We start from the raw sequence: 24,457 nt of genomic DNA on the forward strand, positions 1-24,457 counted from the left end.
GGTATATCCTAATATTTCTGAACAGAAACAGCTTCATGTTTGCTGAGTTTGTGCAACTCCAGCACTGTGCCATTGGCCGTTTCATGATACATGGGAATGAATTTACGGTTAAAAAGGATTTCATGGTAAGTATACGAGGTCCTTTGCTGTACTGTATTCCCATACACCTCGTTAAAACCCCGGATCAATACATACACTTCCACATCACCTGCGGCCAGGTCTTCGCTGGTAAAACCAACCAACGGACTTTGATCGTCGATAGGGTGAACCACCGTCCAGTTCATAGGCATGCTTTCAATTTTGCCGCGTTCCAGCGGCAGGGTGTAATACCTGTATTTGGATTCACCGTTCTCATTGACCATCATGGCCAGGTTCACCTGTACTATTACATCGGTAAGCGCATGGTTTTGCTTGTAACACACAAACCGGAACATCAGCGCTGTTTTTTCTTTAAAGGGCGTAATAACGGCCTCATCGCTAAATGCCACGTGCGCACGTGGGCGGGCAAAACGGCCATAAATAAGACCGGTAGCCAGTGCGAAGGACAAAAATCCGCTCATGGCTTCTACGGCCGCCACCAGGTTGGCCAGATCGCCTATGGGGTTTACCCGGCCATAACCAACTGTAGTAAATGTTTCTGTACTGAAAAAATACAGTTCCTTGAAGATATTAACTGGTGCATTGGAGTTAAAACCGATGAACTGGTCGGCGCCTATCCACCAGTAGATGCCGGTATAAACCAGGTTAATGCTAAAAAAGAAAATGATTATTATGGTTATGAATTGCCACAGGGGCAGGGAGATCATAGTATAAAAAATACTGAAGCGGTCCCAGAAAGGCAAACCCTTTTTGTGCAGATTGAACGTTCCATCTTTGTTTATAAACCGGCTGCCATTTATTATACCAGTATTGCTAAAACCGGTATCATCGTTTAATTTGGGAACAGGATTAATTTGCTTAAGTAAAGGCATGTTCTTGGTATTTACCGTGCAAATGTAAATACTAAATCCATTAGTTTTCTAAGAAGACCAGGCAGGAGGTTGGAAATAAGGCGTAGGAAGAGGGAAATAAGACGTAGGAAATGTTCGTATTCAGTATTTCATACTTCGTACTTCCTACTTCTTACCTCGTATTATTCGAAGCCAACAGCTTACCTCTTAAACAAAGCACCTAGTTCCATTTATTGCTTGTTCTGTTCCAGGAAGTGATTCCTATTTTAAACTGCACCGGGTTACTGAATTTATTGGCGGCAGAACCTACCACATATACGCCCAGCTTGAATTTACTCAGGGGATTAAAAGGCCACTTAAAAACCCTTTCAATACCTGCAAAGGTCTCTATATACTGTAAAGACCGTTCCGGCGCTATCAAAAAACCGCCCCCGGCCACTTCCCGCAGCTGCAGCTTTTTCAATAGGGGGATTTTGTTAATAAGCGCACCATTGAATTCATGTAAAAAATGCCCCTGGTAAAACCGCCTGAAAACAGGGAAAGTAGAATCAAGCGCCTGAAATGCTTCCTGTGGGTTCATAAAAAGAAGGGGGTCGCCCCGGCGCTGAAATTTATAATCAACCAGCCGCAGGTCTTTTGTATTGATAAAACTGCCGGTGCGCACGCTGTAGTTGCTGATACCGGCCAGCCCCAGTTTTATTTCCTGTTCTATCCCAAACTCCAGGTAATCGAAATTTACTTTACTGTTCATAATTCCGGGTAACCCCTTGCGCAGGGAAGCATAAAAAGTAGGCCATGCCGACCCCAGAATGATCTTCTCCCTTGGTTCCCGGATGTAGCGCTGCCGGGGCGTATAGGCCAGCCTGATCTTACCATAAGTAGCATTGTAAGGTTCAAAATCAACGGCATGGTTATCTTTAAGCACATCCCCAAACAAACTATCAGTCAGCGAATTTGTTGCATAATCGCTTACCGAACGGCGAAAGGCAATTTCAAGATCGGTATACAGGAACAACCCATTCAGCAATTCTATTTCGTGACCAATTCCCAACCCATTATCCAGGTATACATTGCTGCGTTTTATCTGATTGATCCAGGCATCGCCCTGATAAATAAGCCGGAACTGCCGGCCGGCGCTGACCTTAAGGATACCCCGATTGAAAGGATTGTATAAATATCTTACTGATAAGCTTCCATTGATATCGTGGTTGCGAATGCCATAACTGACATTCGGATCTATCCAGATGCCTCTGCGCGAAGGAAATCGCTTACTATAAAATATCATGGCCATAATACGGGTACCGCCAAACTGAAGGGGCTGGTACAAGCCGGGCAGGGGAGGCAGCGACCAGTGCCGTTCTTTTTCGTGGTCATTGAATTCCTGACCACTCCACAACCATTTCTTCCAGGTTAATTTGTTGATCACCCGGTCTAATGAATCGAGGTATACTTTTGTATGCCGGGCACGATAGATACTGTCTTTGTAATGAATGAACCGGACTTCTTTTTCTGTCAATGGTTCTGTTCTGTTATTCTCCCAGAAGGTGCTGTCTTTTTCATAGGCCTCCTGTGCTGTGGAGCTTATCTCTACACCAAAATATTTTCTATCAAACTGCTTATGTAATTCAAAATCCTTATAGGTAGCAATGGTAATACCTGATTTTTTGCCTTTATTGCTTTTTGAATAATAGGTGAATTGCTGGCGGGTGATCATCCAGGTTGTATCGGCTACCTGTTCATACTGTTGATCAACTTCAAAAAAGTCGTATTCGGGCAAATGGTAATTGGGAAATTTCAGGCGGGTATGGGTGATCACCCAAATACTATCGGCAATGGTTATTTCTCCTTCTACCGTAGCATTACTGATCTGGCGCGGTTTAACACTGATCACATATGATTTATGCGGGCCCACTCGTTCCGTTCTTACCAGTCTGAAACGATACGCCAGCAATCCGCTATAACTGATGGGTGACAGGAATGGGGTTTCAGACAATGCCCGGGTTTTAATGAGGTTGTTGTAAAAATTGAAATCGCCCTGGGTGGTAGATAAAAAAAATAACCCTTCTGTATTGCCCCGGCGTTTTACTCCCAGCCGCTCCTCTTTGCTGGCCTGTGACGATCGATCGAGCTGTAACACAATTTCAGCCATAGCCATTCTATCCAGTTCGGGATTGGTATTTTCAGAAACAACCGGCAGGGTATCGTTCTTTGCCAACTTTTTCTTTCCTTTTAGCTTCAGCGAATCTTCCTGTACAGCTTTGATGTACACCATACAGGAATAAGGCCCGGCGGCCGATTGAATGGCCTCCTTTTTCCGGATCACCTGGCGGATGATCTCTTCCGACCGGTCGCGTGTTTTTCCTTTCACCACCACTTCGGATAGCCCTTTGGAATCATCTGGCTCCATGATTATGTTTTGTAAATAGTCAGTCTTTTGAATGATGATGGTGATTACCTGACTTTTATAACCGATCATACTGATCACCAGGTCGTATTTGCCGGGGTCCAACTCCAGCTCATAAGTCCCATTCTCTTTGGTGACCACGCCATGCTTCCAGCCTTTAACCTGAATAGAAGCAAAAGCCAGTGGTTCCAGCCTGGTGTTTGTTATTTTTCCATGAACTTTATACGATTGCCCAACAGCGTAGGAGGAAGTGAGGCCAATAAGGAAAAGCAATAGTATAGTTCGGTTCATGCAGGTGTTAGGGTTGTAACTTTAAAGTACACCGTTCCCGCATGAAGGAAAAATGGCAGTAATTACTTTAGTTTGAATTTAACAGTTTAGCTTTTTAGTTCATAAGTGCCACGATTCGAAACCGTGGCATCCTTAAGCGGCAAAAGTGAGCCACCTTGATAGCACCTTAATTGCTTCTCGGATTCCGAGGACCCATTGAGGTACTTTCGAGGACCCAAAGAGAAGGATCCGAGGAGGCAAAGAGAAGGAAGAAAAAACCATCACAGGATTTCGACCATTCGTCCCACCACTTTCCTCAAACCGTCCCACCAAAATTAAAATCTCCGAGGAAAAATGACCATTCGTCCCACCGTTTTCCTCGGACCGTCACACCGGTTTCGTATAGCCCGTCACATATTGAAGCTATCGGATAGAGTTAATGGGTAGCTTTGTATTCGCATGCCAACTAAACGGAGTTTATCGGCCTGCTGCCAGGCTTCGCTTCAACAGCATGTGGTAGTTCTTTGACTCATTGGGCATTAATGACTTATTATGACACAAGCAGACGCTTAAGTCATTGAGGAACTTTGATCTAAAGGTCTAATAAACTAAAAAAAAGCAGCCAGGTCCATGAATTCAATAATTACTTTGCCTTATCCAAAGCCATTTTAGCAGCTAATCCGGTAAGTACACTCGCCATAAACCATTTCTGCACCCGTATCCATTTGGGATTGGCTGAAAACCACCGGGCGACCTTAGCCGCCACCAACACAATTATAAAGTTAATAGTAAAGCTTACCATGATCTGCACAAGACCTAGTGTTAAACTTTGGGTGAATACGGAGCCATAACCGGGTTTTATGAATTGAGGAAAAAAGGATAAATAGAAAACAGCCACTTTAGGATTGAGCACATTGGTAAAAAAGCCCATACGGAATAATTTAACCGGCGTATCGGCCTTAAGATCGGTACGGGGCTCAAATACATTTTTACTGCCTGGTTTTATTGCCTGCCAGGCCAGGTACAACAGGTATATTACACCGGCAGTTTTTAAAATGGTATACGCATAGGGTATAGTAAATAGCACTGCGGTCAGGCTAAACGACACCATAAGAATATGAAACAGGAAACCACAAATAACACCAGCCAGAGAGATCAGTCCGGCCTTGCGACCCTGTGTTATAGAGCGGGAAATAAGATAGATCATATTGGGTCCCGGACTTATCACCAGTCCGAAGGCAGCCAGCGCAAAAAGCAGGAGATCACTAACAGGGATCATGTTGTTGGGATTTCCAACAAATGTACTTATGAAAACGGAGTTGTAATTAGGCCAATTTGTGAAAAGCAGATAGGCCAATTCACAACACATAACTTACGCTATCGGGATGCCATACCTTTTTGCCTGTGTTCTAATAAACTGGTCTGCTTCGTTACTTCCATCCGCACAAACCTGGTCCATTTTCTTTCCCAATTGTTTCACGAGTGCAGGATTATTGATCAGAGAGATAGGCCCTTCTTCCGTTTGCACATCAATATTAGGCAGACAGGAAGAATCGCCAAAGGCAGACACTTCATTGGCTTTGGTAACAAATGAGCCGCCAATACCGCCATGTGAGGTATAAAAGAAACGTTCTTCGGCATGGTCAACACCAATATATTTAAGCGACGTATTACCAAAATAAGTTCTTGATTTAACATCAGGGTGACGGCGGGCATGCGCTACGAATTTCACATTTTCCACGCTCATCCCATCCAGACAGCCTTCGCGGTCAACCGAATCATATAAGCCCATAAAGTACACGCGTACCAGTGGACTTAACATTCTGGCCAAAGTGGTTACGGCTAATCCACCGCGGCTATGGCCGATCAATACGACCCGTACATCATCGACAGTAAGTGGTTGGTGCGCCAGCATCTGTTGCGTTACAGTTACCGGTTTGCGGTAGGTGACAGAATAGCCGTGACTGGCCATATAATGCTGGGTGGTGCGTTCCTGGTTCTGCATACAACTGTTCACATCAAAAAGCTCCAGTGGTTTAATGGACTGGCTGCGTATAGCGGGAAAAAGGGAGCCTATGCGTTGATAAATAAAATCCAGCGTTTCCTGTACAATGGGTTCGGTATCGCTTCCGGTAACTACATTGGAAGGACCGTTATACCAGCGCCGGTCAATATCCATAGCACCATAATGAACATCACGAATAAATTTAAAGGTGCTGCTGTTGCTTCCATCTTTATACATCCATTCACGGGAGCCCGTGCCATCTATACCAACAATGATATATCTGTTATTCATGAGAAAGGTTTGATTAATGGTGACTGGGTATTCTAAAAAACGGATAGTGACGTGCCTAACAAGGTTATAACGTCAATCCCTGATTGGCAACAAATTTTACACCAATTTCAGAAATTTATTTTAATTTAAACATCTGAATATTCAAACGGCACGTAAATTGGTTATAAATATTTGCGCATTGAATATTTTTTTATCCTAATTTCGTTTTGCTGCACTGAGAGCATGATCAAGACATTCCCCTTTTGACACGCTTCACTGGTTGCGTTGACTCGTCTACCCAATACATTAACAATTAAGATCATGCGGCTAAAGTATTATACCTTACCATTGGACCCTGAATTACTGATGCAAAAGAAAGAGCATCCTGGTTGTTCCTTAAAACAATCGGTAGGTCATCACCTTCACCTGATCATTACGACAGCCTTTGGTGAAATGCAAAGTGATGTTGACTTTGGTAATTCCATCTGGGATCATGATTTTGATAATCTTACAGCCCGCACCAGACAACAGGAATGGATGAAAGAATCCCTGTTAAAAGCCATTCGCAAACATGAAAAAAGACTGGATGGCATTAAAGTAGATGTATTGGTTAAACAGGAAGAAGTAAACGCACTTACAACAGAACGACGCGTTAAAAAACGCCTCGACATTAATATTACCGCCCGACTCACGGCTACCAGCGAAGACATTACTTTCCGCGACAGCTTTTTTGTGAGCCCGTTATCATATAGTTAATTATTGCCTGTCCGAATGAATTTATTCAGGCGGGATACAGGCCCTGGTCATTAGCAATCTGGTTATATGCAATAGCCAGTAACATACTTATTATATACAATGGAAAATCGGGAACAAATAAAGAACCGGATGATGAAAACGGCTGCCCGCCTGTGGGGTTATCCGGAAGATGAATCTGAATCATCTTTCGACCCGCTGGTGAATGTGCTGTTCTCCGCCACAGCATTGGAGCTGGAAAAGATCTCCAACGAGGTACACGCATCACGCGCCCGTTTGCTGGAACGAATGGTGCAGTTATTATCACCGGAAGTGTTGTGTGGCCCGCTGCCGGCACATGGTATATTGCATGCAAAGTCAATTGAGGATGCTGCGTGGCTGAAGGAAAGCGATCAATTCTTTAGCTCACAGAAAAAAGGCGCCAATTATGAAAACGGGTCAGACGCCACCGGCTATAGAGATTTTTTCTTTACATCAACCGGTCCCTTTCAATTAAACACTGCCGCTGTAAGTTACCTTGCCACCGGGCATCAGTTATTCCGGTATCGCGAAATGATCTCCAAAGAAGTGATCACACATTGTTTACCCGGCAGAGAACTGGAACAACGGGTTTTATGGATCGGCCTCACCGGTCCCCGGATTAAACTGCACAACACCCAATACTATTTCGAGATCAGAAATGAAGTAAACAAAGAATTATTCTATAAAAACCTGGCCGATGCCCGCTGGTTTTATGGCGAACAGGAAATGGAGGTGGTACCCGGATATAACCAGGAAAATATTAGCGGCGAGCACCTGAACATAGAGCAATTGCTCATCAGAAAGAATACGGCTTCCTGGAAATTAAAGGAGTTTGTAAACGCCTATTACAAACCAAAATTCATTACCATTCGTCAGCTTGAGAAATCCGTTGCTGAACAGGAAGGCTGGCCATCGGAATTGCTACAGGCATTTGATAAAAAGGAATTGCAATCGTTACAGGCAGACAAAGTACATTGGCTGAAAATACAATTCCCCGAAAATATTGCCACCTCTGTATTACAGGATGTGATATGTCATGTCAACTGTTTTCCAGTAATAAATTGCAAGCTGCATGAAACAATGCACCACATGCACGACATCCTGAATATTGTACCCATGTATACCAACGATATTTTCTTTGACCTGCATGAGATTGCCGATCAGGATGGGCATGTATTTAATACCCGCGATCTTGAAAAAACCGCACAAACCCAGCTGACAATGATCCTGCGGCAGGGCGGCATTGGCCGCTTTGATGAACGAGATGCCACTATGATCATTGAGAACATTGTGCAATTATTAAGTGATGAAAGCGCTGCATTTTCTGTGCTGGGCAGGGATTTTCTCTCAGGGGAGTTAAAGAATTTACAACAGATCATTTATAAGCTGGAACAGCAAATGATCACCCGGGAACTAAACCGGGAGTATACGCCCTTCCTGGTAGTGCGAAAAGAAAACAATTCACAGCTAAACAACCTCACCATCGCATACTGGAGCACCGCTGGGGAACAGGGTAATGACATAAAAGCAGGCACCACCCTGCAATCGTACAAAACAAACAGTATGTACCATGCTGATTGTACATTGATCACTACAACCATTGGGGGCCGTAACCGGTTGAGCGCCTCAGAAAGTATTACAGCCTATAAATCGGCCTTGCTTTCGCGTGACAGGTTGATCAGCCTGGAAGATATAAAGATCTTCTGCCGCCTGCAAATGGGCAATACAGCAAAACATATAACAGTAAAAAAAGGGGTGATGGTACCCCGGCAGGTTTCACAGGGTTTTACCAGGACCATCGACGTAACCATCAAGCTGAACCGGAAAGATTTTATGGATGCACAGGACAAAAACCAGCTACAGTATTGGAAGGATAGTTTGGTATTGAAGTTGTCTACGAAATCGGCTGGTTTAACACCTTTCAGAGTATTTATTGAACAGGAGAATTGAGTTAACAGGTTAAAGGTTGATAAAACAAACTAAGGATACGAAGTACGAGGCAGGAGGTAGATTAGAACTATACGAGCCGAAGGCGAGAAGAGGTTTTCTTCATTGCCGATTGCCGAAAGAGAGTCTCGAATGTTATGAGCCCTTTCACGTTTTACGTTTCACGAAGTATTCATCATTGACTAATGACAAGACATCAAGCCATAGATACATTCTTAAACGAGCTGTCGGGCAACCTGCACGATATAAAAGCGGAGGTGTTGGTTAACCACGCATTACAAAATAATGTGCACCCCGATGATTTTGTAGTGTTGAACGACGGCCGTTTTTACCGGGAATATCGGACCGACGTATATGCCATTAACAAAATAGAAGATGCCTGGTTGTATCAGTTATTACAGCTTAAGTTATCACGCTCCGGTTTATATGACCTGGTACCCGAAGGGCTTTTTCACCAATCACATACCGGCACCAAATCGAATTCCGCTGCCGAACTGGCTGCCCAAAGCCGTATAGACCGGAAAAAAGAAATGGCCGCCAGAAAGTTCTTTCAACCCATTGAGAACAGCCTTTTCAGACAACGGGTGTTTTTGGAACAGGAAGAGGAAAACCTGCTGGCCGGCATGGACAATGGTTTGTTGAACGACTACTTTTTTACCTTCTGGGAATTTCCCGAAGGGCTTAATAAAACGGCGGCCATGTTGCTGGTATTGCTGTTACCCTATGCACACACCATTGCCGGAGATCCTGCACTTATGCAAAAGTGCCTGGAAGTACTGTTACAGGAAAATGTAACCATTGAACAGGTAACTCCTGCAGTTTGCATAGCGCCGGGCAAAGACAATAGTCTGGGTATGGGCGAACTGGGCAATGACCTTGTATGCGGACAAACCTTTTTAGAAGATTTTCCCTGTTTGCAATACAATATTGGTCCTTTACAACAATCGAGACCGGTTGATTATGTCACCGGTGGTGACAATGATCTGTTGCTGCAGGTATTCAACAATTATTTTGCACCGGCAGAAGCAGATATCCTAATAAACGTAGAAGTTGATCGTACCCGTGCTTTAGTAGAACTGAATGCAGACGAAAGCCCCATTCTGGGTTTTGCTGCCATTTAGCCAATATAAATAAATAGAACCTTATAATATGATGACACCCGAACTTAACAGATTGTTATTGTACCTGGGAATTGGCCTGATCAGCTTTTCAACGATCATCGGTCTCTTTGCCCAAAAAATACGTAACAGTTTTAAACCATTCAGCAAAAGGGCTATCTGGTATCTGTTGATTTCTGTGGCAGTATTTGCATTGACCGGCTTATTTATTGCAGCCGGCTTTTTCTCCAACTACAACAGGTACTTTATTTTCTATCAGGTTTTATTCCTGCTATACGGTGGCTTGCATATTTACCTGATGCAACGAAAAATGGATTGGGGTAAGGACAAGCAAACATTTTTGCCCGATGTCATTTTCACCCTGTTGATCGGGTTAGCAGGCGCTATTTGTTTTATGCTTACCTATCGATGGGTAAACCATGAAGGACTCGAGATCCCAATGATGTGGTCGACCTTCTTTTTCATTATTCCCTTGTTTGTATGGCATACATTCTTAACTGCCCTCGCCATTCCGCCCAAAGTATTGAATCAATGGCATTACCCGGTACATGAGCCCATGGAAGACCCGGAAGAAAGCAAACTAAGAAATATGTTGCTCATCAGTTTTGAATTTCAAAAGAACGGTCAGGACACCTACTTCACCAACTTCAGGGCTAAAGCGCCTGTAGATATGGAACTGGGTGAACTGTTCTATTATTTCATAAATGATTATAATGAGCGGCATCCACAGGGCCAGATCCTGTTTGCCAATGGCATTGGCAAACCACATGGCTGGATGTTTTACAAAAAGCCCAAATGGTATACCATTTTAACCACTTATATGGATGCAGATAAAACCATCTTTCTGAACCGCATCAGAGAAAATGATGTCATTGTGTGCAGCCGCATTATTGAAAATTGAGGATTGAACAAACTAAACTAATCAAGCATGCAGTCAACAACTGAATACTTACCGGTAAACTGGGTAGATGGGATGAAGATCAATAAAACACATTTTATTGCACAGGACAATGCCTTCACTTACCGGCAGGCCCATACCGTAAGCAGTTTTTTAAATGAGCACAACTATGGATTATTGCCAGTGTTCGACCGGCATCATACTTCCGCCAAATTGTTCTTATCGCTCGATAATGAACAAACGGTGCACCTTCGTATTCAACGTTGCCGCGCTATTTCCCGTGGCGGTTATGTGATGGAGTTCGACACAGATACCTCTCTTACCGGTCAGCAATTATCGGCAGGTATTCCGGGTTTACAGGTGCCTTTCAGTGAACTGAAGGACCGGTCTGCATTTTACTATGCAGTGTTAAGCATCGATCCATATGAACGTGTACCATTTGGGACCGCTGACCCAAAGGAAACGCCACCACGCATGCCATTCACCATGCCGGCATACCACCTTACTTTATTGCCAGCCAATGAAACCAGTGCACTTGCATTGGGACAATTCCAGGTGCCAGTAGGAAAGGTGGTGGTAGAAGAACAAAGCGTTCGATTGGTAGAGCATTATATTCCACCCTGCACAGCCGTCAACAGCCATTATGAATTATTGGAAGTACATGCCGGACTGGAGCAATTCTTTGGCCAAATGGAATTGTATGCTTTGCAGATCATTCAAAAGATCTTACAAAAGAAACAGCAGAACGAACTGGCAGATGCCATTCATAAGATCTGTGAGAACCTGTGTCTGTACACCGCAACTGAATACAGCAATTTCAAACTATCATATATCTACCAGCCACCGTTGTTTATGATCACTGCTGTTACAGGAATGGCCCGGTTGATCAAAAATACCATGGATTTTTACGCCGGCACCAGCAAAGATGAACTGATCAGTTATTGTACCGAATGGTGTGGTGTAAGCCAGGGCGAATTGGAATCAGCCATCACCACCCTGTGTAGTTACCAGTATAACCACCTCGACATCAACGATGCCCTGGATAAAGTTTTACAGTTTACCCAGGTCATTTCATCATTGTTCAGCAACCTGGCGCGACTGGAATACATCGGCAAGAAAAAAGAGACCGGCATTTTTGTGAAAGAGCAGGTATTGTTACCACAATCTGAAACGGCGCCGGTTAAAAAGAGAAGAAGTTTCCTGGCAGATTAATCAACGAACCATCAATCAATAAACCAATAAAAAATGCCCAGCATATTAAATTATAAGGAAAGGAACCGCGCATTTTTAAAATTTTTGTTCTTTTTCATTATCTCCGTCTGGCTAATAGTGGGGGCTATTTATTTCGATATGCGTATACCTTACAAAGAAAATGATGTCCTGCGCGAACAGGTTACCCGGTATCGCAACCAAAGTATTGCTCAGGAGAAATTTGTAAGCAGTATGGACCAGGCCAAAATGTTGATAGACTCACTAAAACAACCGGGGGTAAATAGTATGTACCTGAACCAGCAGATCGCCGCCAAATTGCGTGAGCTTACTGATCTTCAATATAAGGACAGCAGCATGTACAGTCGCATGAATAAAAATGTGCTCGATCTGTACCTGCGCTACCAGGATGCTACCAACAAAGTAGTAAGCATGGGCGATTTGCCCAAACAGCTGGAGGATTACAAGGGTAAGTATGAACAAACCCAGCGCGATCTGGACCAGGCCCGTAGAGATATTGACCTGCTGAGAAGAGCCAGTACCGCTGCCGGTTTTTAATTAAGAACACTGAGCGCGTGTCCGCCTTTGGCGGAAATTCGAAGGATCAGTCCAAGGTTCTGAGCGCTCGAAGAACCGCTTTTTGATAAAAGACTATTGTTTACCGCTTTTTGTTGGGGTTTTACCTGGTGTTGTTGGTTTTGTTGTTATGGTGGGCTTTGTAGCCGCAGCTGGTGTATTCACGATCCTTACTCTGCCGGCCGAAACAAACCGTTTTTTCCAGTAAGGGTCATCAAGGCTGGCAATACTTACACCGCTGGATGTAGAAGCATTGATAAAATACTGGTTGTGTAAATACATCCCAACATGAGAGATCGGCTGGCCTTTTACCGTACAAAAGAAAACCAGATCACCCTCAGAAAAATAAGTTTTACCATGAAAAGGCTCCACATTTTTTGTAAAGAACTGCTGGGCAGAAGTGCGGGGGACCTGAATGTTGTATACATCGCTCAGCAGCCGTTGAATAAAACCCGAACAATCGATGCCCTTTTCATCATTTCCACCATACTTGTAAGGCGTTTTCATCCATTTATCGATGAAGGCGTACAGGGTATAATTGGTAAGGCTGTCGGGATCAATTTTAAGATAGGCTCCGTATTTAATAAACATTTCATTTACGGTAATGCCATTGGTGGGCGCCAAAGTGGGATCAGCGGGCTTTACCACAATGGTCTGGTACTGATTGGTTGATTTTCGCGAGCTGGAACAGGAAGCCAGTAAAATCGCCAGGCATAAACAACCGGTAATGGCGAACCAGAAAGATGGGAAGAGGAAACTGTCTCTATCTTGAAAAATGTGAATTCGTTTCATAGCTAACAGAAATACGGTTTGTAACAACACTTCAATTTCAGTTCAAACGCGAACCAAAAAGTAAAAATATGGAAAATAAAAAGATACAGCTGGCTTATCTCGACGAAAAGGTCATTCTTACAATGATCATTACGGCTTTGCTGGGATTGGTGATCACAGGATTTAAATACAAAAACTACGAACATTGTTTCGATTTTCATATAAAAGCAAAAGCCAGTTTTTACCGCACCGACGAACCCATTCATTTTGAGACGGATGCCCTGTATGCCAACCAATTCCAGTGGGATTTTGGCGATAGTGAGAACAGCCAGACAAACATTAGTTCGGTAGTACATGCCTATAACCTGCCAGGCGAGTACACAGTAGCATTAACCATTAATGGCACCTGCACAGAGTACAAAACGATCTATATTACAAAAGCACCCAAACTGGAAAATCCCTTGCTGCAACCCCGGTTTATTTGTCCGCAACAGGCTGTAGTAGGTAAAGCAGTGATCTTCCAGGATACCACACCAGGAGCACATAGCTGGGAATGGCGTTTTGGTGAAACCGCCGTTATTGACGCTACCGCCTCTACCTCCAGTTATGTTTATAAAACCCCGGGACTGAAAACCATCTCCCTGGTGTTAAACAACGATCCCAAACAGCTCGGCGTTTGCAAAGTATACGTGAATGATAAAACAGTGACGCCTTCCCGCTCAAATGCCCGCATGCCAGCTCGTTCTTCGGGACCATCCTTTGTTATTGTACCGGCCAGGCCACAAACGCCAACATTGGAAGAACAAAGCCATCCGCAACCGGCCATGACCGAGCCACCCAAACCACAAGGGGTAAATATCAGTAAACAGGACCTGGAAAGCAAATTGCGTGGTGTAGTGAATAATTATTTAACAGCAGAAAACTTTTCGCAATATTTCTGTAACAACCTCAATGTGCCCGTAAGCCTCAATGGGACCGAGATCACCTTTACCCAATTCTGTACAAAGCTCAGCTCGATCAGGAACGATAAAAAAATAAAACAACTGAACGTACAACAGATAAAAAGCAGCGAAACCAACTGTTTGATAGGATTAAATGTGAGTCTTAAGATGAAACAAGGTTTCTTAGGGATATTTTGAGATTGCGTGAATTATAATTTGGAGATTTTGAGATGTCGTGATTTTGTGATTTGAAATCACAAAATCTCTAAACCCAGAAATCAGAAATCGAAATTAGTACATCAAAAAAGAAGTAATGACTGACCAACTATTAGGGACCACCATATCCGATTCATGTAAAAAGATGAACCATATAGCGCAGGCTATTGCCCGGGAAAACATGCACCCGCATATTGCACCCCCACATTTATTAAAAGCATTACTACATAAAGATGCAGGGTTGCAAACGTTGTTAAAGCAGTTGGACAAAGACATTTACTATATGGAAGAATGGGCTGAAGTGCGAATGGAAACCCTGACCAAAGCTACCCGCCTTGATGATACCCTTACTGCTGATGAACCGGTAAAAGCGGTGATGGAAGAAGCAGACACCATAAGGGTAATGACGGGCAGTGAGGAACTGGAAAACCTGCATGTACTGGCCGCCTTAAGTACCCCAGGGGTTGGATTCAGTTATGAACAATTAAAAACATTTCCCATACAGCGGCAGGAATTGCTGCAACAATCAATAGCCGATAATACCCTGAATAAAATAACAGGCATGGTGAATACCAATGGTATTTCTAAACCATCCAAACACCAGGCGTTATTAAAATACTGCACTCATAAAAACGAACGGGCCAAAACTGGAAAGATAGATCCCATTACCGGCCGTGATAAAGAGATCAGGGCGATGGCAGAAATATTAGGCCGCCGCTCCAAACCCAATGTACTGATCGTTGGCGAACCAGGGGTTGGCAAATCAGCGTTGGTAGATGGCTTCACCCTGGCTATTGAAGAAAAGAAAGTGCCACAATTTTTGGGGAACGCCCAGGTATTTGAGCTGGACAATGGTGCACTGGCAGCCGGCGCCTCCTACAAAGGAGAAGTAGAAGAGCGATTAAAAAATATTATACAGGAAATAAAACAATTTGACAAAGCCATCTTGTTTATCGATGAAATGCACGTGCTGATGGATAAACAGGGCGCCATGGCCGGAGCTGCCAATTTATTAAAACCAGAACTGGCCCGGGGTGAGCTTACCGTTATAGGCGCTACAACTTTGGAAGAATACCGGAAACATATTGAAAAGGATGAGGCATTTGCCCGCCGCTTTGATGTAATACAGGTAGAAGAACCCGATATGGCCACCACGTTCCGCATGATGCAGATCATTATGCCACATTACAGCAAGCACCATGCGATAACGGTAGATGATGAAACCCTGCAGGATACCATCAGGCTGGCAAAACGCTATGTAAAAGACCGCCGTTTACCCGATGCTGCCATAGATCTGGCCGATCATTCCATGGCTGCGCTTCGACTGGCAAGGGATACGGGTAAACAGATAGTATCAGCAATGAGATCGGTATTCGAGGAGATGCAAAAAGGACCAGTACCGGTAGATGACTGGAAATGGCATTATAACCAATTGCGTAATAAGATCAGTCCGATTTTATGGGCGGCGGTACAATCGGAAACGGACCCCATGCAAATGACGGAGATCAATGAAATTATCAACTATTTAAACCTGGCCTACGAAGCGTTGTCAGAAAGAGCGGCCGATGATCGCCAGGCGCTCAATCAGTCAGATGTAGCCGCTATTGTAGCACATAAAACCGGAATCCCTATAGGCAAAGTGCAGGCGCAGGAAAAAGAGCGGTTGCTGAAAATGGAAGAGGTACTGAAACAAAGAGTGATAGGACAGGACCATGCCATCCGTTCTATTAGTGAAGCCGTTCTGGAATCAAGGGCCGGTTTAGGTAAACCTGGTCAACCCATAGGCTCTTTCTTTTTCCTGGGACCAACGGGCACAGGAAAAACCGAGCTGGCCAAAGCGCTGGCCGATTTCCTGTTCCAGGATGAAACCTCGATGATCCGGTTCGATATGTCGGAATTCAAAGAAGAACACAGCGCGGCCTTATTATATGGTGCACCGCCCGGATATGTTGGGTACGAAGAAGGCGGGTTACTTATAAACAAGATCAGACAACAACCTTATTCGGTAGTATTATTCGATGAAATTGAAAAAGCACACCAGTCGGTCTTTGATATTTTCTTACAGATCATGGACGAAGGCAAGCTACACGATAAACTGGGAAAGGAAGGTGATTTCTCCAATGCGCTCATCATTTTTACCTCTAACATCGGCAGCCAGTTTGTGGTGGAATCGTTTAATAAAGGACAGGTACCTTCCGGTACGCAACTAATGGAGATCATGAGCAACTATTTCAGGCCAGAGTTTTTAGGCCGGTTAACCGAGATCTGTCCTTTTGCCCCCATGACCAACGAAATGGTGGAACGTATTCTTAACATTCAACTGAAAAGTTTATACAGTTCACTAGAAAAACAGGGGATCACCTTACAATTGACCGATGCAGCTAAAAAACAATTAGCCTTACAAGGTTTTGCTCCCCAATATGGGGCACGGCCATTAGCCGGTGTTATTCGGAATACCTTACGTCGGCCCTTATCACGCAAGATCATCAGTGGGGAAGCGGGGGCTGCCGGTAACGCCATATTAATTTTAGATGTAGACGATCAGGGAAATTTCTTATGGAATAGCACAACAGAAGTGTTATAACCATAACAGATATATGTCAAATATAAAGTTACTCACGTGCAACATTAATTCAATATGAATTGTGCGTTGAACTAACGGAAATAGGTAAATTTATTGACCATTATTAATGGCAGATTAAAAACAAGTTCGCTGAGTATTTTTACGACAAGGTTACTGGGGATTTTTTATAGTCAGTGTTTGTGTATTAATATTTAGGAATGAAATTTGTTAAACCCACTCGGGACTTTTTCTTCTGATATCCAATCCGTAAAACCACTTTATTCGTAAATTAATTCGATTAGTCATCGCTGAAAGCGGGTCATATTCTGAAAACCAAAAATATCTATCATGAGCATTGAGCCTTACGGAATTGGCGGCACGGAAGTAAAACAAGATGCCTTCGAAGCTTTTGCAGACATTCCTCAAAATCGGGTCTTACTCGCAGAAAAACTCACACACGACCCACCTGTTAAACCTGTTATCACGGAAGGCTTAACAAGTATCGACGATGTGTTTGAACACTTCAAACCAAAAGTTGATATGACCTTTGAATCAGAAGACGGCGGCATGCGCCGGGAAACACTTCATTTCAAAGGGCTGGCGGATTTCGGCGCCAAAGGTATTATTGCACAAAGTGAGTACCTGGGAGATGTGAACATGCAACAGCTGCAATATCAGAAAATAATAAAGCAGTTAAAGACCAACAAACTACTGAAACAGGCGCTTGCCAATCCGGAAACAAAAGAGCACATCATAAAAGCTTTGCAATCATTAATACAGGAACTTGACTCCGCACGGTAACACCCGGGTTCCTTTATTTCCTTTATCATTAAATCATAACCATGAGTTCTGAATCCATTAAACCCGCCCAGCAAACGGCGCTTAAAGAAGTGTCTTTATCATTGCAACCAGTTGAACAGCTGGAAAACAGTGTACAGGGCCTTGCCAAATTCGGCGGTTTTGATCTGCTGGAATCAGCTATAGACGCTGTACAAAACATTAATCCCGAAAGAAAAGCAAGGAAAAAGATCTTCCTTGAAGAGAACAGTAAAAAAGAAGAACGTACTGCGCTTAAAAAAACACTAAAGCTGTGGTTGGATATACTGCAAACATCCAATGATCCTGCAGAGATGATCCAAACCTGTAATGAACGCTCCGAGACCGCCGGCCAGGTATTAAAAAAGAACCTGAAAGCTGCGGTGAAAGAAACAGAGCAACTCGAAAGATCATACCGCTCTGTAGCCCTCTTCTTCAAGAACACAGAAAGCCTCAAAGTAAAAAATGTATCAGTGATCAACGCTGAACCGGACCAGGTAAGAGACCTGGACAATACCCGTTTCATCGATGCAATTCATAATGAATTGGTTGACAATTACGATCGCCTGGATCTGCGTAACAACTATAGTTTACTGATACTGCCAGGTTACCTGGGCAGCAATAAAGTTGTAGAGAAATGGGCAAAGATCGCCTATGAGAATAAAGTGATGCTGGTGACGGATTTCGAAGACCTTGATTCGCCAGACGATGTTATGGAATTGTTTGAAGCCGCTAACCTTACCGGTGGCGACCCATATAGATCCAACGTGATCATGGCTTGTAACTGGCTGGTTGGGCGTGGCCGTTTTGCCGAAATTGGCGAAGAAGATGATCTGCTGGTCCCACCTTCGAGCGCTCTTGCCGGAAAGATCTACAATACCCTCATGTCGCAGGTAACAGCCGGTAAAAAATTCGGTGGCATTAATGAAGTTGATGGCGTTCGGTTCGATCTGAAGAAAAGCGAAATTGCCAGTCTGGAAAAACTGGGATTGATCCCCATGGTGAAAGAATATGGCAAGGTAATGGCCTTCTCTGCCAAAACTTTATTCAACGGCGACAACCTTGGTTTACAAACATACTCAGTAGTACGCGTATTTGATTATGTAACAAAAGTGATGATGGACTTTTTAAACCGTCGTGCTTTTGAAAATTTCAATGCAAGTACCCGTAAAGAACTGAATGGTCAGATCGTTAAGTTCCTGGATGGAATTACTGGTCCCAATAAATTGATTGAAAACTTTACCATTAAGCGGTTTGAACAAGACCCAAATCAAAAAGACCGCATATACCTCGACATTCATCTGAAACCGTATTTCCCCGCAAAAACTTTCATGATCAAATTAGAAGGGCAAAAAGGGGACGATTCTGAAGTGGATTGGTCTTCTAAATACGAGCAGGATAAATAGTCCCGATCTTCGTAGTCGAAGAATCAGCTCTTCGATCCTGAACACATGTCTGCCTTTGGCGGAAAATCGAAAGGTCGACACTTGATTGCAATGCCTTCTTAAAATCCATATCTCCCCCAAAACACGCCCCAATTCCTTTAACAAAGGACAACCCGACTGTAGTATTCATTAACAGTGTTATTAACCAATAATGCTGACAGGAGCCTTTTGCTCAATTGTATAACATCAGAAGATCAGGCAACATTAGCTATTAGTATTTATTGGCCCGCTTAAGTGGGCCAACAGGGATCGTTTTTTATTATTTGGTCTATATACCATTATTTATTAATCATCAAAACCATTAATTATGTCATTTAAGGCAAAACTTAAAGTGGCTGGCAAGGAAGTTAATGTCCTTGCATGTAACTATCAATTGAAACAGGAAACAGATGCAACTGGTCGTCCTTCATCTATCACCCGCGGCGGAAAGATCCAGCTGACAATAGAGTCTACCGGCGACACCACATTCCTGGAGTGGATGACAAACAACTTCGAGCGTAAAGACGGCTCTATCGTTTTCGTCAAACGCGACGACAACGCCACGCTGAAAGAATTGAAATTCGGCGAAGCATACCTGGTTGAGTACCGCGAAAACTTCGACGGCGCAGATACCAGCCCATTAACTGAAAGCTTCACGCTGAGTGCCAAGTCAATTGAATTGGGCAGCGGAAAACACGAAAATGAGTGGGTATAATTAAAAGTATCATCAGTAGTGAGTAAAGGTCCGCCATTCATTCTGGAGCAATCGGGGTGAATGGCTCCTTTTAATAAACGCCATGAGATCATCCTAAAACACTAATCATTATTCCATGTCATTTATAGCAAAACTAAAGTTGGATGGTGAAGAGATGAACATCCTGCATTGTGCTTACCGTTTTACGCAGGCAACCGACGGTACCGGTAAACCAACCGCCATTCCACAAGGCGGCGCCGTTACACTGGTAGTTGAAAGCAATGGCGAAACCGGTTTGTTCGACTGGATGATCAGTCCAACCCAGACAAAAAGCGGCACCATTACTTTTTATCGCCGGGATAACATGAGTAAGTTAAAAAGCCTGCAATTCACCGATGCCCACTGTGTTGATTATTATGAGACATATGATCATAACAGTGACAGTCCAATGCGGGTGCAACTAACGCTCAGCGCCAAAGAAGTAAAACTGAATGAATCAAAATTCAAAAATAACTGGCCCCAATAAATAGCCAGCTTCGGAAATCGCGAAGTCAAGAGGAGGGACGAAGATAAACCTTCAGACTGCCATTTCACGTTTTCCGTTTCCCATTTCACGGCATTAATACCATAAACGACATAACATTTTTTATGGCCCAACTAATTAGTAGCAACATAACCATTGCCGGTAATCCTATTAAACAAATTACCTCTTTTCAGCTAACCCAAAATATTTTCGATCATCATTACTTTCGTTTGGTTTGTCCTGCGGAATCCCTGGAAGGCCTGGAGGGTGGCATGCTGCAATCATCCCGTAACCTTATAGGAGGTATTTTACAGGCGTCCTTCAGCACTCCAACAACCGGAAATGGTTTGCAATTCAAAGGCATAGTAATGCAGGTAGAAGCCGACCGTTTCAGCGGTCATACCGGCAACATCATTATCTCCGGATGTAGTCCTACCATTATACTCGATAACGGCCCGCACTGCAAAAGCTGGGAGAAAAAAGCGATCAAGAACATTGCACAGGATGTACTGAAGCATTTCCCGCAAGACCTGTTGCAGGCGCAGGTTAGCCCGCAGTATCGTGAAACATTGGCCTATACTGTACAATACAAACAAACCGCCTGGCAGTTCCTCACCTTTCTTTGTTCCAGTTATGGCGAATGGTTGTACTACGATGGCAACCAGTTAAAAATAGGCGCAACAAAAGCGTCAGCCGCAACCGCCCTGACATTTGGCAGCAATATCAGCCGTTTCAGCATGGCGCTGCAGGTACAACCTGCCAATAGCCAGATGATGGCATATGATTATCTCAACCACGATGTATATACCAGCACCCCGCAAAGCATTGAAAGCAAGGCCGGTCTTAACGACCTCGGTCGCCATGTATATCAAGCCAGCAATACCGTATATGCAACCCAGCCCAAGTTGTGGAACAACCAATTTGTAAGCAATAAGAAACAGCTGGATGATGCCATTAATATCCGCATGGCCATGCAAACCAGTAATACCGTTCGCTTTTCTGGCAGTAGTGCGCACCCAGGCGTTAAAATAGGCGGCAACATAAACGTACAGGGGAACAATCTATATAACCTGGCAGGCGAAAATTATGGCGAATACACCGTTCTTTCCATCAGCCATTATTTCGATGGCCAGGGTAATTATAATAATGACTTTACCGCAGTTCCATCCACTATAAAGCTACCACCTGTGAAAACAGGCGTTATGCCCCATTCAGAAACACAAAGCGCCATGGTAACAGATAACCACGATCCCAAAGGATTGGGTCGGGTACGCGTTAAATTTCATTGGATGAATGGTACTGAAAAAACGCCGTGGGTCCGCGTTACCAGTCCGCATGGCGGAGGTGGAAAAGGGATGTTCTTTATACCCGAAGTAGGCGAGGAGGTGATTGTAGGTTTTGAAGGTGATAGTCCCATTAAACCATATATAATAGGTACCGTATATCATGGCAAAGCGAGTAACGCTTTTGGCAATGGCGGCAATGATGTAAAGGCGTTGCAAACCCGCAGTGGCAATAAAGTTATAATGAATGACCAGGACGGCAGTGTGTTCGTGGAAGATAAAGACGGCAACAGCATGCTCATTGACGGCGCCGGCAACATAACGGTAAAATCAAACAAAACAGTTTTGATCGATGCCACCAATGAGATCACCCTTAAAACTAAAAAGATCACCATGGTGGCAGAAGATGAAATAACCATGACATCTAAAGTATTCGATGGACAACTGTCAGAAACTTCAACCCTGTTCGGTAAAAATGAAAACAATGTAATATCAACCAAAGAAGTGAATATAGGCTCAGAAAATAAAGTTTCCGTTGGTGGCAAACAGGAAGTGGATGTGTATGGCGGTAAAAAAGTAGCGTTGGATTCAGAGGGTTCAGTAGAAGCAAATGGAAAATTGATGACCACAATTGCCGGCGGACAAGTGAAGCTGAATTGTTAAGTTGATCCGCTAATCAGTTGATGAGTTGACAAGTTTAAAACAAGACTTGAGATTGGAATTCAGAAAACCCCTTTCACGTTTCCCGTTTGACGTTTCACGTAATATGAGTCTGAAAATTAAGCGACCTAAACTATGAATGAACATAATCCAATTACTGTCAGGATCGATGAAATGGTTCAGGTTTGGAAAAATAACGTCCAGCCTCAACACCAGCTTATCCGCTGGATGCTAAAACCAGAAGACCATCGGATGTACGAAGGGTTTTGCCGGCTGGAAGCATCGCCGCATGGAAAACTCGACAACCTGTTTGTTTTCTTTTATACTCCTTTTAACCAGGCCGACACTTACAGCCATGCCTTATTACAAAACTGGTTGAACGAGTATGATGAGCCCCAGAATAAGCAATTGCTGGCTCAGACAGGCAAAGGGGGGTGGGATGTATCAGTTATTAGAAAAGCAGTAATTGAAAATGACTATATAGCCTGTGATCAGTTGTTACCAGCCATGATACAATCCTACAGGAATTTTACCGGGCTACAAGACACCTTGTTTGTACTGGGTTTGTTACCCCAGCAAATGAGCAGTCCCCAACAATTTCTTTTATGGATGCAACAGTGGATGGAACTACCCAAACAACCAGGCATACAACTCCTGGTGTTTGATCATGTAGCGGGAAATTTCTGGGGCCCTGTTTTTGAAAAGTATGAAGCGTATGCCGTAACACTGAAACACGATCTGCGTATGCAGGATGCCATCAGGCAAATTGCTACAGCTGGCGCCGCCACTGACCCTTATGCATTTTTCAGAAAATGTATGTTTGAAATGGGAGAAGCGGCCAATAAAAAGAACAAACCCTTGCTCAATGAATGGGGTAACAAAGCTGTTGAATGCGGAAAAAAGACCGGCGATAAAAGTTTGCTCGCGACAGCTTATATAACCTATGCAGGTATGTTATTCAATTTTAAAGACCATGAATTGATCAACACCCTGCTTGATACCGGTATCCGTCTTTGTAAACAGGAAATTACCAACGGCAACGAATCGTTAAAGCCCATGCTGCTCCAATACTATACTTACAAGGGAGCCGATTGTCAGATACAGAAGGAAAGAAAAGAAGCGCTGGACTGGTTTATGAAAGCCGGTGACGAAGCAGTAGCCTTTGGCTTTACCACGCAGGCTGTATCTGCTTATTATAAGGCCTGGGTATTTGCAGAATATAAAAACTGGCGGGAAGAAAAAATACAGGCCGCAAAAAAGGCATTACAACTTTCCAACCGCCTAACAGAAGAAGAAATACAGGCTTCAGAATACCCCTTCATGGCTTATGATTATGTGCAGCAGAAACAGCAGCAGGACGATGCCCTTGTCACAGAAGTTACCAGTAAAATGATTACCGCGTACGGCAACGACTGGAAAAAAACAGTTGAGGAACTGAAACAAAATTATACCAGGAAAAAGATCAGGGAGGCAAACGCGGGAGAAATGATGGTGTCATAGCGCACTAATAATAAAACCAGTAATTAGTATCCTTTAAATCATCAGTATGGAAAACATTACCGCTGTTAAGTCAAAGATTGAATTGATAGATGAAGAGATCACTCAAAAGTATGCCGATGAATTGCGTGCAAAAGAAAGCCGTATTGACTTCACAAAAGATGGCTGGGTAGAAGAAATGCGAAGCATTGAATCAGAATACCGGGTTAAAATAGAACCGGAACTGACTTTTATTCGCCGAACAATAGGCGAAGTGCTGGCCGGTAATAAATTCAAAGACCTGCAGGCAATAGGTACAATACTGAATGAAACCCAACGATTGAAGAATTATATAACTCCAACTTTCGATGAGCTGGATGAAAATATACAAAGCGGCAGCCACGAATATGTTGTATTGAGCCTCCTATTATTTGAAGCCAGGAACCTGGAACCCGATGCCCGGGATGAAATGATCTACTTCGGCGATCTGCTCCGCTTCTGTGGATCAAAGGCCGTCGATATCAAACCCATACTGCAAAAATTATTGCCATACGCTTCTGAAGAAAGAAAATACGGAGCATATTCCGTACACACATTGATCCATAATGCCATTGAAGAAACCGTTGAACCCGTTCAGAAACAGAAATAGGAAACAAAGAAACTTATTCT

20 protein-coding genes are annotated in these 24,457 nt (G+C 43.6%); 15 read left to right on the forward strand and 5 right to left on the reverse strand.

What is annotated here, in order from left to right; all coding sequences use genetic code 11:
- Positions 1 to 8: 8 nt before the first annotated feature.
- From J7I42_RS33810 to J7I42_RS33825, 4 genes are all read right to left on the reverse strand, one after another.
- Positions 9 to 971 (reverse strand): ion channel, encoded by a 963-nt coding sequence (locus tag J7I42_RS33810; RefSeq protein ID WP_209144760.1) that lies wholly within the window; start codon positions 969 to 971, stop codon positions 9 to 11.
- 199 nt (positions 972 to 1,170) lie between these two features.
- On the reverse strand, positions 1,171 to 3,645 hold the full coding sequence (locus J7I42_RS33815) for a DUF5686 and carboxypeptidase regulatory-like domain-containing protein (protein ID WP_209144762.1): 2,475 nt from the start codon (positions 3,643 to 3,645) through the stop codon (positions 1,171 to 1,173).
- A 622-nt stretch (positions 3,646 to 4,267) separates the two neighbouring features.
- Positions 4,268 to 4,903, reverse strand: a complete 636-nt coding sequence (locus tag J7I42_RS33820) for a LysE family translocator (RefSeq protein WP_209144764.1) — start codon at positions 4,901 to 4,903, stop codon at positions 4,268 to 4,270.
- 93 nt (positions 4,904 to 4,996) lie between these two features.
- Positions 4,997 to 5,920 carry a hypothetical protein gene (locus J7I42_RS33825; protein ID WP_209144766.1) on the reverse strand — a complete coding sequence of 308 codons (924 nt, stop codon included), beginning with the start codon at positions 5,918 to 5,920 and terminating at the stop codon, positions 4,997 to 4,999.
- 300 nt (positions 5,921 to 6,220) lie between these two features.
- Between J7I42_RS33825 and J7I42_RS33830 the strand changes: the two genes are divergently transcribed.
- From J7I42_RS33830 to tssO, 6 genes are all read left to right on the forward strand, one after another.
- On the forward strand, positions 6,221 to 6,655 hold the full coding sequence (locus J7I42_RS33830; protein WP_209144768.1) for a GPW/gp25 family protein: 435 nt from the start codon (positions 6,221 to 6,223) through the stop codon (positions 6,653 to 6,655).
- Between the two features lie 99 nt (positions 6,656 to 6,754).
- The gene (locus J7I42_RS33835) at positions 6,755 to 8,623 is read left to right on the forward strand and encodes a type VI secretion system baseplate subunit TssF (protein ID WP_209144770.1); all 1,869 of its coding nucleotides are present in this window, start codon (positions 6,755 to 6,757) and stop codon (positions 8,621 to 8,623) included.
- 182 nt (positions 8,624 to 8,805) lie between these two features.
- Entirely contained in the window at positions 8,806 to 9,741 is a 936-nt protein-coding gene (locus J7I42_RS33840; RefSeq protein ID WP_209144772.1) for a hypothetical protein, read from the forward strand.
- Between the two features lie 28 nt (positions 9,742 to 9,769).
- A complete protein-coding gene (locus J7I42_RS33845; protein ID WP_209144773.1) occupies positions 9,770 to 10,639 on the forward strand; it encodes a TssN family type VI secretion system protein in 870 nt (289 codons plus the stop codon).
- A gap of 27 nt (positions 10,640 to 10,666) precedes the next feature.
- Positions 10,667 to 11,848: a hypothetical protein gene (locus tag J7I42_RS33850; protein WP_209144775.1), complete on the forward strand. Its 1,182-nt coding sequence runs from the start codon at positions 10,667 to 10,669 to the stop codon at positions 11,846 to 11,848.
- Positions 11,849 to 11,881: 33 nt separating this feature from the next.
- Positions 11,882 to 12,403: a type VI secretion system TssO gene (tssO, locus tag J7I42_RS33855; protein WP_209144777.1), complete on the forward strand. Its 522-nt coding sequence runs from the start codon at positions 11,882 to 11,884 to the stop codon at positions 12,401 to 12,403.
- 93 nt (positions 12,404 to 12,496) lie between these two features.
- Here the strand turns inward: tssO and J7I42_RS33860 are convergent, their stop codons facing one another.
- Positions 12,497 to 13,213, reverse strand: coding sequence for a C40 family peptidase (locus tag J7I42_RS33860; RefSeq protein WP_209144779.1), 717 nt, complete (start codon positions 13,211 to 13,213; stop codon positions 12,497 to 12,499).
- A 68-nt stretch (positions 13,214 to 13,281) separates the two neighbouring features.
- Between J7I42_RS33860 and J7I42_RS33865 the strand changes: the two genes are divergently transcribed.
- The 9 genes from J7I42_RS33865 to J7I42_RS33905 all read left to right on the forward strand — a co-directional run bounded on the left by J7I42_RS33865 (position 13,282) and on the right by J7I42_RS33905 (position 24,437).
- The gene (locus J7I42_RS33865; RefSeq protein WP_209144781.1) at positions 13,282 to 14,331 is read left to right on the forward strand and encodes a PKD domain-containing protein; all 1,050 of its coding nucleotides are present in this window, start codon (positions 13,282 to 13,284) and stop codon (positions 14,329 to 14,331) included.
- Between the two features lie 115 nt (positions 14,332 to 14,446).
- The gene (locus J7I42_RS33870; RefSeq protein WP_209144783.1) at positions 14,447 to 16,933 is read left to right on the forward strand and encodes an ATP-dependent Clp protease ATP-binding subunit; all 2,487 of its coding nucleotides are present in this window, start codon (positions 14,447 to 14,449) and stop codon (positions 16,931 to 16,933) included.
- Positions 16,934 to 17,260: 327 nt separating this feature from the next.
- Positions 17,261 to 17,713: a hypothetical protein gene (locus J7I42_RS33875; protein WP_209144785.1), complete on the forward strand. Its 453-nt coding sequence runs from the start codon at positions 17,261 to 17,263 to the stop codon at positions 17,711 to 17,713.
- 41 nt (positions 17,714 to 17,754) lie between these two features.
- On the forward strand, positions 17,755 to 19,134 hold the full coding sequence (locus J7I42_RS33880; protein WP_209144787.1) for a DUF5458 family protein: 1,380 nt from the start codon (positions 17,755 to 17,757) through the stop codon (positions 19,132 to 19,134).
- 346 nt (positions 19,135 to 19,480) lie between these two features.
- The gene (gene tssD / locus J7I42_RS33885) at positions 19,481 to 19,867 is read left to right on the forward strand and encodes a type VI secretion system tube protein TssD (protein WP_209144789.1); all 387 of its coding nucleotides are present in this window, start codon (positions 19,481 to 19,483) and stop codon (positions 19,865 to 19,867) included.
- Positions 19,868 to 19,982: 115 nt separating this feature from the next.
- A complete protein-coding gene (tssD, locus tag J7I42_RS33890; RefSeq protein WP_209144791.1) occupies positions 19,983 to 20,372 on the forward strand; it encodes a type VI secretion system tube protein TssD in 390 nt (129 codons plus the stop codon).
- Between the two features lie 122 nt (positions 20,373 to 20,494).
- Entirely contained in the window at positions 20,495 to 22,315 is a 1,821-nt protein-coding gene (locus J7I42_RS33895; protein ID WP_209144793.1) for a type VI secretion system Vgr family protein, read from the forward strand.
- A 132-nt stretch (positions 22,316 to 22,447) separates the two neighbouring features.
- The gene (locus J7I42_RS33900; protein ID WP_209144795.1) at positions 22,448 to 23,812 is read left to right on the forward strand and encodes a hypothetical protein; all 1,365 of its coding nucleotides are present in this window, start codon (positions 22,448 to 22,450) and stop codon (positions 23,810 to 23,812) included.
- Positions 23,813 to 23,858: 46 nt separating this feature from the next.
- Positions 23,859 to 24,437, forward strand: a complete 579-nt coding sequence (locus tag J7I42_RS33905) for a hypothetical protein (protein ID WP_209144796.1) — start codon at positions 23,859 to 23,861, stop codon at positions 24,435 to 24,437.
- The last annotated feature ends 20 nt before the right edge of the window (positions 24,438 to 24,457 follow it).

The organism is Niastella soli (assembly GCF_017742245.1).
Lineage (GTDB): Bacteria > Bacteroidota > Bacteroidia > Chitinophagales > Chitinophagaceae > Niastella > Niastella soli.